Below are 15925 nucleotides of genomic sequence, written 5' to 3'. Positions count from 1 at the left end.
CCCCAGTCGGGGTCAGTGCTGCCACCGCATCGAGAGCGGGCACTTCGCGTTAATGGGGGTGTTCGCATTGTCCATTCCCCTTGGAGATTCACCCGTGCCCAAAATTCTGATCGTCGGAGGCGGCTACGCCGGTTTCTACACCGCGTGGAAGCTCGAGAAGCAGCTCCGCCCGAACGAGGCAGAGGTCACGATCGTCGACCCCCTGCCCTACATGGCGTATTTGCCCTTCCTCCCCGAGGTCGCGGCCGGCTCGATCGAGCCTCGCCACGCGATCGTCTCGCTCCGACGCCACCTGAAGAAGACCGCGATCCTCGCCGCCAAGGTAACGAAGATCGACCACGCCGCTCGCACGGCGACAATCACCCCGACGGTCGGGGAGCCGTACGAGTTCGTCTACGACCAGATCGTCGTCACTGCCGGCTCCGTCTCGCGTACGTTCCCGATCCCGGGCGTCGCCGACAACGCCATCGGCCTCAAGACGATCGAGGAGGCGATCGCCATCCGCGACCGCATCCTGACCAACTTCGACAAGGCCGCCACTCTCCCGGCCGGCCCCGAGCGCTCCCGTCTGCTGACCGTCACGGTCGTCGGGGGCGGTTTCGCCGGCATCGAGGTCTTCGCCGAGCTGCGCTCCTTCGCGAGCGCCCTGCTCAAGCGCTACCCCGAGATCGACTTCGAGGAGACGCAGTTCCACCTCATCGAGGCGATGGGGCGGATCATGCCCGAGGTCGCCCTCGAGACCAGCCACTGGGTGCTGAAGAATCTCGATGAGCGCGGCGCCACCGTCCACCTCGACACGCAGCTGAAGTCGGCCGAGAACGGCGTCATCCAGCTCTCCACCGGTGAGAGCTTCGAGTCGGACCTCATCATCTGGACCGCGGGCGTGATGGCCAACCCGTCGATCAAGAACTCAGACCTCCCTATCGAGGAGCGCGGCCGTCTGCGTGTACGGGCCGACCTGCGCGTCGGCCACGACGACGTGATCATCGAGGGTGCCTGGGGTGCAGGCGATGCGACGGCGGTCCCCGACCTCACCGGCGGCGGTGTCGGCGGCTTCTGCGTCCCCAATGCGCAGCACGCCGTCCGCCAGGGCAAGCTGATGGCCAAGAACATCACCGCGGTCCTGCGCGGCGAGAAGCCGGTCGACTACTTCCACAAGAATGCTGGAGCGGTTGCGGGCTTGGGCATCGGCATCGGTGTCTTCCAGTCCGGCAAGCTCTCGATCAAGGGTTTCCCCGCCTGGGTCATGCACCGCGGCTACCACGGCGTTGCGATGCCGTCCTGGGAGCGCAAGTTCCGCGTCGTCGGGGGATGGTGGAACAACCTCTGGCTCGGCCGCGACATCGCCTCGATCGAGGCCCGTGAGTACCCGCGCGGCTCCTTCGAAACCTATGCGTCGCGTCCGCGCCCGGCGGCTCCCGCCGAGGCCCCGGCCGCGCAGGCTCCGACGCAGAGTTCCGGCCAGGCCGGCGCTCCCGTGCCGGTCGGTGGCGAGCCCGCCACGTCCTGACAGTGCCGCTGGGAGGCGCGAGAGTTCGCGCCTTCCAGGGTCGCCCCCATAGCCCAATCGGCAGAGGCAGACGACTTAAAATCGTTTCAGTCTGGGTTCGAGTCCCAGTGGGGGCACCTCTGCGGCGCGGCGTCCGACCTCCGACATCGCCGGGCGCCATTCCGGCGCGTCCGCCGGGCCGACGTGTCTGTCACCGGGGTTGAGATGCGCTGTCGGCGGCGTCGGCGGCCTATCCGGGGTTCTGAACCTCGGTGACGAACAGCTGTCGACCGAGGACCGTGCGGGAATAGAGTGTCGACCCTCCGCTCCCGCGCCACCTCGCATAGAGTCGTCGCCAGGCGGTTGCACGTCCGGACGCGGGTCCGGACGACGATCCGCCCGGTTCACGGCGGGCATCCCGAACGGCTTCCCGCTTCTCGTGCCCGCGGGCACCGTCAAGCACCGCCCGGCAACGGGCGGCGGGGAGGCCCCCATGGGGAAGCTGCTCTACGGAGCCTCGGGCGTCGAGATCGAGTTCGACGACCGCACGCTCACGCACGTTCAGATCGTCATCGCGAACAAGTTGCGCCGCCGCGAGAGCTTCTTCTTCTCGTGGCGCGACGACCCTGCGGTTGGTGATGGGCGCTCCAGTATCTGGCTCGACCCCTCCGTCCCGCTGTACTTCAAGTACTTTGGCAGCCGCGTCCCCTCGATCAACCGCACCTGGATCGATCTGTTGACCGCTTCTGCGAACTCCTCCGGCGGTCTTCAGCTGGTCCAGGAGCCGGACGCCGCACCGACCCCGCGGCCGAAGGGCGAGCAGGGTCCCTGATCCTCAGACCCTCACGAAAAGACCCGCAGAGCCGCCGACCCTCACGAAGAGAAGAGCCCGCATGCAGCGCGATGTCTCGGTCCGTCTCACCCTCGACGTCGCGGCTCCGGCGGCTCTCGTGCTCTCGGTCGCTGTGGCGGAGGCGTACGGGGCCGTCGAGACTCTGGCTCTGAGCGTCGACGGGCGTCCGCTCGCGCCGCGCGAGGTGCTCGACCAGCACGGCACTCGGCTGCATGTGCTTGATGCGCCCGTCGGGCACCTCGTCGTCGACTACTCCGCACGTATCTGGGGCCGCCTCGCTCCCCTCGCGGGAGAGGAGGTGGACCGCCTGCGCTACCTGCGGCCGAGCCGGTACGCCGAGTCGGACGTGCTCTGGGCCACTGCGCGTGCGGAGTTTGCTGGGCTCTCTGGCCAGAGCCTGCTGACGGCGGTCAGCTCGTGGGTCGGCACCCGACTGGCGTACGTGGCCGGGTCGAGCCTGCCGACCGACGGCGCGGAGCGGACCCTGCTCGCGCGCCGGGGCGTGTGCCGCGACTTCGCGCACCTCGTCGTTGCTCTGCTCCGCGCCCTTGACGTCCCCGCGCGCCTCGCCGCCGTCTACGCGCCCGGGTTGCAGCCCATGGACTTTCATGCGGTTGCCGAGGCCTGGGTCGAGGGGGAGTGGCGCGTGGTCGACGCGACGACGCTCGCTCCGCGCTCCAGCCTGGTCCGCATCGCGACCGGGCGGGATGCGGCTGACACCGCGTTCCTCGGGGTCTACGGCGGGATCGCGACGCTCCGTGAGCTCACAGTGAGCGCGGTGGCCGACTCGCTGCCCGACGACGACCTCGACGAGTCGGTCTCGATCGGCTGAGCCGGGCTGCTACTCCGAATCGACGAAGCGCCGCCAGGCCCAGATCGACGTGCAGACCGCGGTAAACGCGACGACCGCAAACAGCACTGGCCCGGCCCCGCCGTCGGTCGACCACGCGGCGATGGTCGGAGTGAGCAGCACGAACAGCACCGTTGTGGCAAGCAGGGTCAGACCCAGCCAGAGCAGCGGGGACCACGTCACGATGCTCCGCCCGGCCGGCCGCCCCACCGGGAACAGCAGCACCACGCTTGAACCCACTGAGATCAACGTCGTCGCGTTGAGTACCTCGGCGGAGAGGACGGCCCCGAACGATCCGTCAAGGGGCACGAGTGCACAGGCGCCCCAGGCCAGGCCCGCGAGGGCGAGTAGTGAGATGACCCGCACGGTAGCGAGTTTCGCGCGGGCGGAGGCGGAGGCTCCCGCAGGCAGGACGAGTCCGATCACCACGCCAAAGAGGAAGGCCGGGTCGAGGCCGGCGAACCGCGAGAGGAGCGCGGCGGCGGCGACCAGGATCAGAGAGCGCGGGGCGGCGACGACGCCGATCACTGGAATGCCGAGACGACGACCGATGACCGCGGGCACTCCCGCGGCGACCGCGTTGACGAGAGCAACCGCGATGATCACGGCGATCAGCAACCGAAGATAAGCGGGCTGATTATCGACGCGCCCCGAGAGCAGGGCTAAACCGGCGGCGCAGCCGATCATCCCGACCACCATCAGGCGCGGCGAGATCGGGCCGGTGTCTGGCTTGTCGTCATACTCGACCGCGGCGCGGTTACGGCCGGTCAGGCGCCAGGTGCGGACAGCGTGCGGAGCGCGGCCGGCGGCGGCGAGGCGTGCGGGCACCACCACGAGGGCGAGGGAGAGCAGCGCGAGAGCGAGCGATCGCATCCAGTCTGCTATCGACATGATCGGGGACCCCGTCGAGAGCGCTGTGGTCATCCCGGTCGCCGAGTTCCAGCCGCCGGGGGCCGAACCGGCATCGGGTGCCGGGGCGGGGGAAGACGGGGGCTGCTCGATCGGACCGGGCGCGGGTGTCGGCGTCGGCTCGCTTCTCGGCTCGGCCTGCGGAGCGGGCGCCGCCTGGCCGGGTCGAGCAGGCGTCGGAGTTGCGGTCGGTGGCGGCGACGCTGTGCCGGGCGCGGGCGCGGGATTCGTGCGCGGTACCGAGGGAGTGGTGCCGGGGGTGGCGGGTGGCGTTGTCGGTGGGTCGGAGGGAGCAGCGGTCGCAGCCGCGAAGGTCACGTCGATCCACGGGCTCGGTGGGCTGTAGTTGCCTGCGCTGTCGCCCGCGATGACCGAGACGCGGTGCGCGCCGGACGCGATCGTCCCACCCGTGCAGCTCCACGCACCGGACGCGACGGCCGCGTCGCACGTGTTCACGCGGTCGACGTACACGTAGGCGCGGGTGCCGTCGGTGCCGGTTCCGGAGTAGGTGGCCCCGGTCAGCGGCAGCGTGGCTCCGCTCGTCGGTGAGCCCAAAGCTGGCGCGGACGGAGCGACCGTGTCGACGACGAGCGTGACCGGCGCGCTCGCCGGAGAGGCCGTGCTCCCCGCGAACGACGCGGTCTGGGTCGCGGTGATCCGGTAGCTGCCGGGAGCCGGAGTGGGAGTGAGCTGGCAGAACCAGGCGCCGCTCGAATCCGCGGTGGCGAGGCAGGATGCGCCGCCGTTCGAGACCGCCGCGACGCTTGCGCGGGGGTAGGCGGTGCCGCGCACGGAGCCGGCCGAGGTGGCGGAGCCGTCGACGGACTGGATGACCGGAGCGCTCAGGACCGCAATGTCGATCGCGGCCGAGCTGGTGCCGCCCGCGGCGAGGAGTTCCACGGCGACGAGCGTCGCAGGACCGTCCTTCAGTGTCACGACGCAGCTCCAGCGGCCGTCCGTGCCGGTGGTCGTGATGCAGAGCGGATCGTTGCCGCCGCGCAGCCCAACCTGCACCTGGTTGCCAGCGGTCGCGGTGCCGGTGACTGTGGTCGTGTCGGTGGAGAGGACGGTGCCTGCCGCGGGTGCGGTGATCGCCACGGTCGCAGCCTGGGCGGCGGGCGCGGCGAGGCCCGAGGCCGAGGCGACGACGGCGAGGAGGACCAGCAGGAGTGCGGCGGTGCTCCTCCGGGATCGGCGCAGCTGGGGCACCGGTGCGACCGATGGACCCCCCGGTACTGCCACGTCGACGCCCGATTTCACGATGCGTCAATTGGACGGGCGCACGGGGGCGGTGTCAAGCGCGCCGCACCGGCGTTACCGGAAGTCCACCCATCGGAGGAGGAGGTTCACCCGGATGGGGGAGCGCGAAGAGTGCGGGAGAGCGCTTCCGCGAGAATATACCCGGCCACGACACGACGGAGGACAGACCATGCGCGAAGACGAGGCGCGGGGGCGCAATCGGCGACAGATGCGGGCCGAGGCCGCGCGCTTCGACGATCCACGCGAGCTGGGGAGGATCCTCCCACCCGGGATGCGGATCGGCCTGGCTCAGAGCGCCTTCCAGACAGAGGGGTCGCTCGAGGCGGGCGGGCGGGGCCGATCGGTCTGGGACGACTTCGCTCTGCGACGCGGGACGATCGCCGAGGAAGCGACGCCCGAGATCGCAACCGACTTCCTCCTGCGCTGGCGCGAGGACCTCGCGCTGCTGGTCGACCTCGGTGTCGATGAGCTGCGGCTTTCGATTTCCTGGTCGCGGGTGCAGCCGGACGGACGGGGGCCGGTCGACCGCGGCGGCCTGGGCTTCTACGACCGGCTGCTCGACGCGCTCGCCGAGGCGGGCCTGCGCGTCGCGCTGACGCTGCACCACCGCGACACGCCCTCGGCGCTCAGCGGTGGCTGGATGAACCGCGACACGGCGTTCCGCTTCGGAGACCTGGCCTTCGAACTCGGCCCTCGGCTTGGCGACCGGGTTGCCGACTGGATCACGCTCGACTCGCCCTCCACCGTGATGCTCGAGGGCTACGCCCTCACGCGTCACGCGCCCGCCGCGGGTCGCCTTTTCAGCGCCCTGCCCGCGCTGCACCATCAGCTACTGGGCCACGGCGTCGCCCTCGAGGCCCTGCGGGCAGCCGAAGTGGGCGGGAGGATCGGGATCGTCGACGCCCTCGCACCTGTCGAGGCCGCCTCGGATGACGAGCACGATCGGGCCTGGGCTGCTCTGGCCGATGTGCTCCGTAACCGTCTCGTCGCCGATGCTGTGCTGACGGGGGCGTACCCCGAGGGCCCTGAGGAGTTGCCGCCCTTCCTCGGGCCCCTCGCGCAGGCCGACCCGGTCGACCTCGCGCGCATCGCGGCTCCGCTCGATTTCTACGCGGTCGCGCCGCTACCGCCACAGCGCATCGCCTCGGGCCGCGATCCGGCGGCGCCGATCGGGGTCGGGGCGCCACCGGTGCTGCCGTTCCACACCGTCGCCTGGCCGGAGCTGGACCGCACGGGAGACGGTTCGCCGGTGGCGCCCTGGGCCGTCGTCTCGGTGCTGCGGTCGCTCGTCGAGCGCTACGGCGAGGCCCTTCCTCCGCTGGTCGTTACGGCCCTTGGCGCAAGCTACCCCGACGAGCCGGACCGAGAGGGAGCGATCGTCGACACCGAGCGCATCCGCTGGCTCGGCGCACACCTCGCGGCCCTGGCGGAGGCGGTGCACGACGGTCTCCTGGTCGAAGCCGTGCAGCTCTGGACGCTGGTGGACGCTTTCGAGTGGCAGCACGGGTACACCCGGCCACACGGCCTGGTGGCCCTCGATGCGCGAAGTCAGGACCGGGTGCCCAAGGCCTCCTACGACTGGTTGCGGCGGGTGCTCGATTCCCGCTCCTGACGATCCGACGTGCGAGACTGCGCCCGTGCGCAGCCTCCTCGCCCTGGCCTCCGTCCTCCACGCCGATCCCACCCCGGTGCTCGTCGCTCTCGCCGACGTGCTCGCGGCTGAGGACGCCGTCTACGAGCGCCGAGGGAATGGTCTGGAGCGGCGCTTCCCGGTGCTGGGCGTCGAGCAGTGGCGAGTGCTCGAGGACGAGGAGGGCAGCCGGGTCGAGTGTGAGCTTGTCGCGTCGTCCGCGTCCTCGGCGTTGGCCGGAGTGCTGGCTCGGCGGCGGATCCGGGAAGCGCCTGAGCGCTTCCGTGCCGTTGTCACCGCGGTCGCCGACGCTGTGGAGTGATCGCGACCGCCCACCTCCGACCCCCCGAACGGGGAATTCCGGAGGGTGGGCCGCTGTTGTCTACCGATGACGGACAGGGCGACGAGCCCGTCCACAGGAGACTTCGGAGGGGCCAGAGGCAGATGGCAGGAACAGGGACGACTAAGGGACGAGGCGCGCGTGGTGGCGACGGAGAGATCGTTTACCGTCGGCACGCGAACGGGCGCGGCATGGTTGCTCCCGGCTCGCGCGTGTCCGCGTCCGCCTATATCGAGACGGGCGCCTACGTCGAGCCAGGTGCGACGGTCGGCGAGCGGGCGTGGATCGGCGCCGGTAGCTGGGTCGACCGCGACGCGATGATTGGGCACAGCGCCTTTATCGGCGCGAACGTGCACGTCGGTCCCGAAGCGGTCGTCGGACCAGGGGCCCGCATCGGGAGCTACTCGCGCATCGGCGGCTCGGCCGTCATCGCCACAGGAGCGCGCGTGGACCGCGACACCGTGGTCCCTGCCGGCAGTCGGCTGGGCGCCGACGACAGCGGGAGTCGCGCCGCCTGAGTACCCGCGACCCTGTTCTGTCGACTCCCACAAGCGGCGGAATAGGGTCGTTCCATGTTCGAACTCCACCATCTCAGCGCTCAGGAGCAGTGGGACTGGCTGCAGCGCGGCGACATCACTCCGCTCGAACTCGTCGACCACTATCTCGCTCGGATTGAGCGCTGGAACGGCGAACTCGGTGCCTTCACCACGGTGACTCCGGAGGCTGCCCGCGAACGTGCAGCGTCCCTCTCCTCCGACGACCTGGCGCGCACCGCGCCGCTCTGGGGCCTGCCCAGCGGCGACAAGGATCTCTGGCGCCGCGCCGGAGTGCGCACCACCTTCGGCTCCCGACTGTGTGAGCATCACGTGCCCACCGCCTCCGACGAGATCGTCGAGGTGCTCGACGCTGCGGGAGCCGTCAGCCTCGGCACGACAGCCGCGTCGGAGTTCGGCATGCCCTCGTACACCGAGACCCGCATCGGACCGCCGGCGGTGACCCCGTGGGACACCCGGCTCGGCGCGGGGGGATCGAGCGGAGGCGCGGCGGTCGCCGTCGCGGCCGGCCTGCTCCCCTTCGCTCCCGCGTCCGACGGCGGGGGCTCGATCCGAATCCCTGCGGCGGCCTGCGGGCTGGTCGGCGTGAAGCCATCGCGTGGGCGGGTGGCTGCGCTCTCGGGGATCGGCGGCGTCGGCGGTCTCACGGTCGCCGGTCCCCTCGCCCGCTCCGTCGCGGACGCTGGGCTGCTGCTGGAGGGGATGCTCGAGCGGCAGAACGGCCGCCTCCCGCAGCGCTGGTCGCTGGGCGCCCCCGGTGACGGTGACGGATCCTTCCTCGGCGCGGCGGTGCGAGGGGAGGGCCGCTTCCAGATCGGTGTCGTGACGGCCTCGCCCTGGGACGAGGAGTACGAGATCGTCCTGGCGCCCGAGGCTCGCGCCGCACTGGAGGAGGGCATCGCGGCACTGAACGCGCTCGGCCACGGGCTCGAGGAGGCGGCACTGCCGCCGAGCGCCGCGTATCCTGCGGCCTTCCGGATGCTGTGGCAGAGCGGTGCGGCGACCCTTCCCGTCGAGGGAGCGGACCTCGACCTGCTGGAGCCGCTGACGCGCTGGCTGATCGAGGAGGGGCGCCGCCACTCCGCCCGCGAGATCGTCGAGGCAGCGGGCTGGCTCTCGGCCTACGAGCGCTCGGTGATCGCCGCCTTCGCCGGCTTCGACGCGATCCTCACCCCGTCGCTGGCGATGACGCCGCGACCGGTCGGTTGGTATGACCTCGAGGATCCCGAGCGCAACTTCGAACAGCAGGTGCTGTACACGCCCTACACCTCGTTCGTGAACGTCACCGGGCTCCCCGCGATCACCCTGCCGCTGAGCACGACCGAGGCGGGACTCCCGATGGGGGTCCAGCTCATCGGCCGCCCCGGTGGGGAGGCGACGCTGCTCGCGATCGGCGCCCAGCTCGAGCGGCGGACGCGCTGGCAGCGGCGGCATCCGCCCCAGTGGTGAGGGTGCCCGGCGGATGATCAGGGTCGCAGCCTAGGCACTGAGGTAAGCCTTGCCTATACTTGAAGGCGATGTGCATGTTCGAGGACCGCGACGGCTCCGCGCCGGTCGACGTGAAGCAGTACCTGATTGCGGGCGACGAGACCGTTGTGCCGTGGATCCAGAGCATCCTCGACGCGCTGCCCGCAAACGCCCGCGGCCAGGTGTTCATCGAGGTTGATGACGCGCGAGGTCTGCCGCCGCTCTCGGCTCCGGGCCGGGTCTGCGTCACCTGGCTCGGTCGCGCCGGAATCGGTGAGCCCCGCTCCCGAGGAGTCGTCCTCGACCGGGCCGTCCGCGCGTGGACGGGCGAGATGTGCGTGGTCGATCGCGACTACCCGTGGGCCGACGCGCGGCACGACTTCTGCGCCTGGATCGGCGGGGCCGGACCTGTCATTGACGAGCTCGCGACCGACATCGAGGCACGGCTGCGCGTCTCGGCCGAGCACGCGGCCCGCTGAACCCGGCCCGCTGAACCCGGCCCGCTGAACCCGACGTCCGAGAATCCGACCTCCGAGCGAGACGAACCGATGCCTTCGACGACCTCCGCCCGCGCGCGCCCGGCCTACCGGCCTTACCTCGCGACCGTCGCCCGCGCGACCAGAATCGCCCCCCACTTCGTCCGGGTCACCCTCACCGGCGCCGATCTCCACTGCGTTCGCTGCGTGGGGCCCGACCAGAGGATCAAGCTCGTGGTGCCGACCGCGACCTCGGGGGCCGAGGAGTTCATGGCCTCCGTCGCGGACGAGGACGGACCCGACGGGCTCGCTCCTGACTGGTACACCCGCTGGCGCGACCTGCCCGATGAGCTGCGCAACCCGCTCCGCACCTACACCATCCGCGCGACCCGTCCCGAACTCGCCGAAGTCGATGTTGACTTCGCGGCGCACGGCGACACTGGGCCCGCCTCCGCTTGGGCGGAGTCGGCCAGGGTCGGCCAACAGATCGTGATCATCGCCCCCGATACCCGCTCCGAGCTACCGGGTGGCGGCGTCGAATTCCACCCCGGAGCAGCGACGTCGCTCCTGCTCGCCGGTGACGAGACGGCTGTCCCCGCCATCGCCGCGATCCTCGAGAGCCTCGGCGAGCAGGCGAGTGGAGCGGCGTTCCTCGAAGTGCCGACGGCGCTTGACCGGCTCCCGCTGCGTCATCCGGCAGGTGTGAGCGTGACCTGGATCGTCCGTGAACCGGCCGCGGCACCGGGCGCTGCACTTGGTGGCGCGGTGCGCTTCTGGGCGACCCGCTTCCTCACGGCGCACCACCGCGGGGTCGAGGTCTCCGACGTCGACATCGACAGCGGGATCCTCTGGGAGGTCCCGGAGGAAAGCAGCGACCCCGGTCTCTACGCCTGGATCGCCGGGGAGGCCGGCGCGGTGAAGCTTATCCGCCGCTGCCTCGTCACCGAACTGGGGCTCGACCGCAGACGAGTGGCGTTCATGGGGTATTGGCGCAGCGGCCGCCCTGAGTCGAACTAGAGGGCGAGTCACCGGCGGGGAGGCGGCGGCCCGGTACGTGGCGCACGGGGGACGGGGGACGGGGCGGATGGAGCCTGGATCGCGGGCGAGCTCAGAAGAGGGTAGGGGAGACGCCGACGAGGCGGCTGGAGAGGTTCCAGAGGTCGTGGGCGAGGGCGCGGTCGCGTGCTTGCGGGTTGAGGGAGCCGTGCGGCGTGAGCTGGTCGAAGTAGGTGCCGCTCGCGGCGCCCACGTCTGGCTCGGAGGCAAGCGTGATCAACGGCACGGCCCCGGCCTCGGCGGAGATGCCGAAGGACCCGATCGACAGGCTTGCCATCGTCTTCATCAACACGCTGTCCGACCCGAAGTTAGTCGAGACGACACCCGGATGGAACGAGTAAGCGTCGACCGCGGTCGTCAGCAGCCGCTCAGCCAGCTCCCGAATGAACAGAATCGTCACGAGCTTGGACGTCCCGTACGCGCGCCAGCCGCCGAGCCACGGACCGCGACGGCTGTCGAGATCGTCGAGGCGGAGCCGGCCAAAGCGGTTCGCGACGCTCGCGGTCGACACCACGCGCACACCGGCCCGTTCCTGCGAGGTCTCGATCATCCGGGGGAGCAGGAGGCGGGTGAGAAGGAACGGCGCCAGGTGGTTGCTCTGGATCGTCCGCTCGTAGCCGTCGACCGTGTCGGCCCGGGTCGACACTAGGCCGCCCGCGTTATTGGCGAGCACGTCGATCCGCTCGTAGCGCTCGAGCAGGCCGTCGGCGAGAGCCCGGACCTCATCGAGCCGATCGAAGTCGGCGAGAAACGCCTCTCCGCCGACGTCGGCCGCGACCGCACGCGTGCGCTCGGGGTTACGCCCGACCACCGCGACGCTGGCGCCCGCTGCGGCCAGCGCGCCGGCCGCGACCCGGCCGATGCCGGAGCTGGCTCCGGTGACGACGACCACGCGTCCTGTCATGTCAGTGACCACGGAGATACCCGCCCTTCTCGAGGCCTGCCTCGATCTCGAATCGATTGCGCAGCGGATCGCGACCCGCCGCGGTATAGACAAACGGGAACCACATCCCGTAGTGCTGCCACTGCCCCTTGTGCACGGCCTCGTGCTCGAGGACGCGCACGGACACGTTCGTGCCCGTCAGGTAACTCGTCCCCACGCAGGAGCCGCCGCGACCGAACGCCCAGGCGGGGAGTCCGGTGAAGACGACGAGCCCGTGGCTGCGCCGGATGGTGCCGGTGCTCCAGAGGGCGCCCCAGGCGAGTCCGACCGCGCAGGCGAAGAGATAGCCGGGTCGGGTGATCGCCGGATCGAGGGCGACCCTCGAGACGGCACGGCGGAGGGCGCTCACGCGCTGCCGCGCCCGTAGGTCTCGAGCAGGCGCAGCCAGACCTCGCTGATGGTCGGATAGGAGGGGACGGCATGCCAGAGGCGCGAGAGCGGCACCTCGCCGACGACTGCGACGGTCGCCGAGTGGATCAGCTCGCCGACCTCCTTGCCGACGAAGGTCACTCCAAGAACGACCTTCCGTTCCTCGTCCACGACCATCCTTGCGGTTCCGGTGTAGCCGACCGCGGCGAGGGAGGCCCCGGCGACGGAGCCAATCTCGTAATCAACGACGCGGATGCGATAGCCGGCCTTCTCAGCAGCCGCGGCGGTGAGGCCCACGGAAGCGACCTCGGGATCGGTGAAGACGACCTGCGGGACGGCCTCGTGGTCGGCGGTCGCGACGTGGGCGCCCCACGGTGCGTCGTTCACCTTGGCGCCGGTGGCGCGCGCGACGATCACGTCTCCCGCTGCGCGGGCCTGGTACTTGCCCTGGTGGGTGAGTAACGCGCGGTGGTTGACGTCGCCGACTCCGTAGAGCCACGGGCGCTCGCCACCGAGGGGCGCACCGTCGGCGCCGAGCACGAGCAAAGTGTCATCGACCGAGAGAGCGGAGCCGGGCTCGAGACCGACCGTGTCGAGGCCGACGTCTCGGGTGTGCGGCGCACGACCGGTGGCGGCGAGGATCTCGTCGGCCTCGATCACGTCTCCGCCGTCGAGAGTGACGGCGACGGTGCCGGATCGGCGCTCGACAACGACAGGGGAATCACCGAGGCGGACATCGACGCCGAGCTGGCTGAGCGCCGAGCCGACCAGCTCCCCGGCGAACGGCTCGAACGGCGACAGCAGTCCGCTCCGGGCGATCAGGGTGACGGAGGAGCCGAGGCCCGCGTAGGCCGTGGCCATCTCGCAGGCGACGACTCCGCCGCCGATGATCACGAGCCGCGGCGGCACCTCCTCCGCCGAGGTCGCCTCGCGGCTCGTCCACGGCGAGACTGCGCGCAGACCGGGGATGTCCGGGACGACGGCGGTGGTGCCGGTGGCGACCGCCACGGCCGAGCGAGCACGGAGGACGCGGACATCGCCCTCGCTGCCGGTCACGGTCACCTCGCGCTCTCCGCTCAGGCGTCCGTGGCCTCGGACGAGTTCGATTCCTGCGCTCTCGAGCCACTGCGCCTGGCCGTGATCGTCGAAGTGGCTGGTGACGGAGTCGCGGTGCTCGAGTAGCGCGGCGACGTCGATGCCTCCGGTGACCGCTTGCGCGGCGCCGGGCAGGTCGCGCGCCGCGCGCAGCGCCATCGGCGCCCGGAGCAGGGCCTTCGACGGCATGCAGGCCCAGTAGGAGCATTCGCCGCCGACGAGTTCGCTCTCGATGATCGCGGCGCTCAGTCCGCCCTGGACAGCGCGGTCGGCGATGTTCTCACCGACGGGTCCGGCTCCGATGACGATCAGGTCGAACTCGTCGGCGGTCGGGCTGCTGGTCATGATCTCTCCTGGGGGAATTGGGGGCTGGGGAATTGGGGGCTGGGGGAATCGGGGGCGCTGCGCCCCGTGGCTGCGGGGAGCGGGCAGACGCCGCTCGGCATCGTGCGCATCAGTGCGCCGGTACGATCTCGGCGCGCCAACTGTCGTACCGGCCGCCCTCGCCCTCGACGGCGCTGATCACCTGCCGCAGGAACGCGCTGGTCGACTCCTCATCGACCGCCGCGTGGTGGCTGGCGACGAGTATCCAGCGCAGGCCGAGGCGGGAGATCGCGATCTGGTAGCCGGAGGCGACGAGGATGCGCCCCGCGCGCCGGGCGACGCTGCGCCGGGAGAAGACGGCGAAGTGGTCGACCTCGCGCAGTTCCCAGATTTGGTCGCCATAGCGCAGCCGGATCTCGAGCTGCTGCGCGGCTCGGTCGAGCTGTGCCTCGAGGGCGGTCGAATCCTGCACGCTTGCTGTGGCGCCCTCGTTGCTCATCGGCCGGTGAACTCTGCGGTCGTCCGGCTGAGGAACGCCTCGGTGCCGATGCGGGCGTCGTCTGAACCGACCAGGCGGACGAGTTCGGCGGGGAGAGCAGCGGCGGCCTCGGCGTCGGAGGCGACGACCGCGAGCCGGGCGTTCGCGAGAGCCGCCTGGACCGCGAGCGGAGCCTGGGCGGCGATGCGGGCAGCGAGCGCGTGGGCGGCCTCGGCGACGGTGCCGTCCGGGACCACCTCCTGGACGAGGCCGATGCGGTGCGCCTCGGCGGCGTCGAAGAGGTCTCCCGTGAGGATCCAGCGCATCGCGTTGCCCCAGCCGGCCGCCCGCGGGAAGCGGAGGGTGGCGCCGCCGAACGGCAGAATTCCGCGGGACACCTCGATCTGCCCGAAGGTGGTGGACTCCTCGGCAATGACCACGTCGCTCGCGAGCGCCAGCTCGATGCCGAGGGTGAGGCAGGTGCCCTGGAGACCAATGACGACGGGTTTCGCGACCGGGCGGGTCAGCAGCCCCCAGGGATCGAGGCCGCCCTCGGGGACGAAGTCGAGGCCGCCGGTGCCGATGCGCGGGCCGATGTCGGCGAGGTCGAGACCGGCGGTGAAGTGCTTGCCCTCGGCGAGGACGACTCCCGCACGCACATCAGGATCGCGGTCGAGTTCGCCGTAAGCGGCGGCGAGTTCGGAGAGGAGGCGGATGTCGGCGGCGTTGCGCTTGTCGGGACGACTCAGCACGATCGCCAGGACGGGACCCTGCCGCTCGATCCGCACCCGCGGTCGCTCGTCGCTCATCGTCCCTCCGTCCGCTCGCCTTCGACTATCTTGCCGGGTGCCACTGACACCCGCCGGGGCTTGCGCAGCGAGCGGAGCATTGTCCTGGGCGCGCTCGGCAGCACCCGGCGATCGAGAGTTGGTGCTGAAGGGTGATTCTTCCGCGAGGTGCCAGGCTCGAGTCCCAGCCCTTCGCTCAGACTCCGCGAGACAGGGCGCCGAGGATCCGCAGGATGGTCGGCAGGTCGTCCTCCGCCGCGACGGGGGAGGACGGGGCGAACGAGGTAACTCCGGCGCCCGCGAGCGGGAAACGGGCCCGCAGCGCGTCGAGGGTCGCGACGAGTCGGGAGGCGGGGACGCCGAACGGCACCGGATCGAACAGGCCAGCAAGATCGGCCGGATCGAGCACGTCGAGGTCGATGTGCACATAGACGGAGGTGGCGCCGGTCGCCTCGACCGCAGCGACGAGAGCCTCCGGATCGACAGCGTCGGCGTCGAGAGCGATCGCGCCCCGCTCGAGCAGCGGCGTGAGTTCGCCGGCGTCGGCGGCGCGGACGCCCGCGAGCACTACCTGCTCGGCGGCGACCCGCTCGTCAGCGGAGGGAACGAGAAGACCGACACCGCGTCCGAGCACCGCCGCGAGGACCATCCCGCAAAAGGCGCCGCTCACCGACGACTCGGGAGTGTGCGCATCGGGGTGAGCGTCGAGCCAGACAAGCGCCACGGGCCCCGGCCTGGTACGCACCGCGTGGCCGATTGCCGCGAACTCGACGCCGCAGTCACCACCGATCGTGATCACAGGTTCGGACCGCCCGGCGAGCGCCTCGCGCATCCGCTCGGCGGTCGCGGCGACGGAGGCATAGCGGCGGACTCCGGTGTCTTGAGCATCACCGGCCTCGGCGGGTACCTCGACAGTGGTGGTGGCGGACGACGGCAGATCGCCCCGGATTGCTTCGGCTCCGTCGACGAGGCGCATCGCACGGGTCGACGCCGAGCCCTGCCACTGGGGGACGACAAGGAAGGAGGCCATGTGTTTCACTATGG

The 15925-nt window shown here is 71.0% G+C and carries 16 protein-coding genes and 1 tRNA gene; 10 read left to right on the top strand and 7 right to left on the bottom strand.

Annotated features, from left to right (window positions below; all coding sequences use genetic code 11):
• Positions 1-94 precede the first annotated feature (94 nt).
• From HRF29_RS06015 to HRF29_RS06000, 4 genes are all read left to right on the top strand, one after another.
• Positions 95-1510: an FAD-dependent oxidoreductase gene (locus tag HRF29_RS06015; protein WP_173246286.1), complete on the top strand. Its 1416-nt coding sequence runs from the start codon at positions 95-97 to the stop codon at positions 1508-1510.
• Between the two features lie 42 nt (positions 1511-1552).
• Positions 1553-1626 (top strand) — tRNA-Leu (locus HRF29_RS06010).
• 356 nt (positions 1627-1982) lie between these two features.
• The gene (locus HRF29_RS06005) at positions 1983-2321 is read left to right on the top strand and encodes a DUF7882 family protein (protein WP_173246283.1); all 339 of its coding nucleotides are present in this window, start codon (positions 1983-1985) and stop codon (positions 2319-2321) included.
• A 61-nt stretch (positions 2322-2382) separates the two neighbouring features.
• Entirely contained in the window at positions 2383-3174 is a 792-nt protein-coding gene (locus HRF29_RS06000) for a transglutaminase-like domain-containing protein (RefSeq protein WP_173246281.1), read from the top strand.
• A gap of 9 nt (positions 3175-3183) precedes the next feature.
• On the opposite strand, the gene HRF29_RS05995 is transcribed toward HRF29_RS06000, so the two are convergent.
• Entirely contained in the window at positions 3184-5310 is a 2127-nt protein-coding gene (locus HRF29_RS05995) for a hypothetical protein (RefSeq protein WP_173246277.1), read from the bottom strand.
• A gap of 220 nt (positions 5311-5530) precedes the next feature.
• On the opposite strand from HRF29_RS05995, the gene HRF29_RS05990 reads away from it, so the two are divergent.
• The 6 genes from HRF29_RS05990 to HRF29_RS05965 all read left to right on the top strand — a co-directional run bounded on the left by HRF29_RS05990 (position 5531) and on the right by HRF29_RS05965 (position 10845).
• Positions 5531-6973 carry a glycoside hydrolase family 1 protein gene (locus tag HRF29_RS05990; RefSeq protein ID WP_173246274.1) on the top strand — a complete coding sequence of 481 codons (1443 nt, stop codon included), beginning with the start codon at positions 5531-5533 and terminating at the stop codon, positions 6971-6973.
• A gap of 25 nt (positions 6974-6998) precedes the next feature.
• Positions 6999-7313 (top strand): hypothetical protein, encoded by a 315-nt coding sequence (locus HRF29_RS05985; RefSeq protein ID WP_173246271.1) that lies wholly within the window; start codon positions 6999-7001, stop codon positions 7311-7313.
• A gap of 209 nt (positions 7314-7522) precedes the next feature.
• Complete coding sequence (locus tag HRF29_RS05980) at positions 7523-7849, top strand: LbetaH domain-containing protein (RefSeq protein WP_173246268.1); 327 nt, start codon at positions 7523-7525, stop codon at positions 7847-7849.
• 54 nt (positions 7850-7903) lie between these two features.
• Positions 7904-9334, top strand: coding sequence for an amidase (locus HRF29_RS05975; RefSeq protein ID WP_173246256.1), 1431 nt, complete (start codon positions 7904-7906; stop codon positions 9332-9334).
• Between the two features lie 74 nt (positions 9335-9408).
• A complete protein-coding gene (locus HRF29_RS05970) occupies positions 9409-9831 on the top strand; it encodes an SIP domain-containing protein (protein WP_173246253.1) in 423 nt (140 codons plus the stop codon).
• Positions 9832-9900: 69 nt separating this feature from the next.
• A complete protein-coding gene (locus HRF29_RS05965; RefSeq protein WP_173246250.1) occupies positions 9901-10845 on the top strand; it encodes a siderophore-interacting protein in 945 nt (314 codons plus the stop codon).
• A 91-nt stretch (positions 10846-10936) separates the two neighbouring features.
• On the opposite strand, the gene HRF29_RS05960 is transcribed toward HRF29_RS05965, so the two are convergent.
• The 6 genes from HRF29_RS05960 to HRF29_RS05935 form a co-directional block, all read right to left on the bottom strand.
• Positions 10937-11788 (bottom strand): SDR family NAD(P)-dependent oxidoreductase, encoded by an 852-nt coding sequence (locus tag HRF29_RS05960; protein WP_173246246.1) that lies wholly within the window; start codon positions 11786-11788, stop codon positions 10937-10939.
• 1 nt (position 11789) lies between these two features.
• Positions 11790-12176, bottom strand: a complete 387-nt coding sequence (locus HRF29_RS05955; protein ID WP_173246243.1) for a Fe-S oxidoreductase — start codon at positions 12174-12176, stop codon at positions 11790-11792.
• Positions 12173-13636 (bottom strand): dihydrolipoyl dehydrogenase family protein, encoded by a 1464-nt coding sequence (locus HRF29_RS05950; RefSeq protein ID WP_173246240.1) that lies wholly within the window; start codon positions 13634-13636, stop codon positions 12173-12175. The genes HRF29_RS05955 and HRF29_RS05950 overlap by 4 nt, the downstream gene beginning before the upstream one ends.
• Positions 13637-13745: 109 nt before the next feature.
• Positions 13746-14114, bottom strand: a complete 369-nt coding sequence (locus HRF29_RS05945; protein ID WP_173246237.1) for a ribonuclease E inhibitor RraB — start codon at positions 14112-14114, stop codon at positions 13746-13748.
• Complete coding sequence (locus HRF29_RS05940) at positions 14111-14902, bottom strand: crotonase/enoyl-CoA hydratase family protein (RefSeq protein ID WP_173246234.1); 792 nt, start codon at positions 14900-14902, stop codon at positions 14111-14113. The genes HRF29_RS05945 and HRF29_RS05940 overlap by 4 nt, the downstream gene beginning before the upstream one ends.
• A 175-nt stretch (positions 14903-15077) precedes the next feature.
• The gene (locus HRF29_RS05935) at positions 15078-15911 is read right to left on the bottom strand and encodes an arginase family protein (RefSeq protein WP_173246231.1); all 834 of its coding nucleotides are present in this window, start codon (positions 15909-15911) and stop codon (positions 15078-15080) included.
• Positions 15912-15925 lie beyond the last annotated feature (14 nt).

The organism is Rathayibacter agropyri (genome assembly GCF_013249015.1).
GTDB classification, from domain to species: domain Bacteria; phylum Actinomycetota; class Actinomycetes; order Actinomycetales; family Microbacteriaceae; genus Rathayibacter; species Rathayibacter agropyri.
The sequence above is the reverse complement of the archived record's forward strand: the minus strand, read 5'-3'. Positions and strand labels throughout refer to the sequence as shown.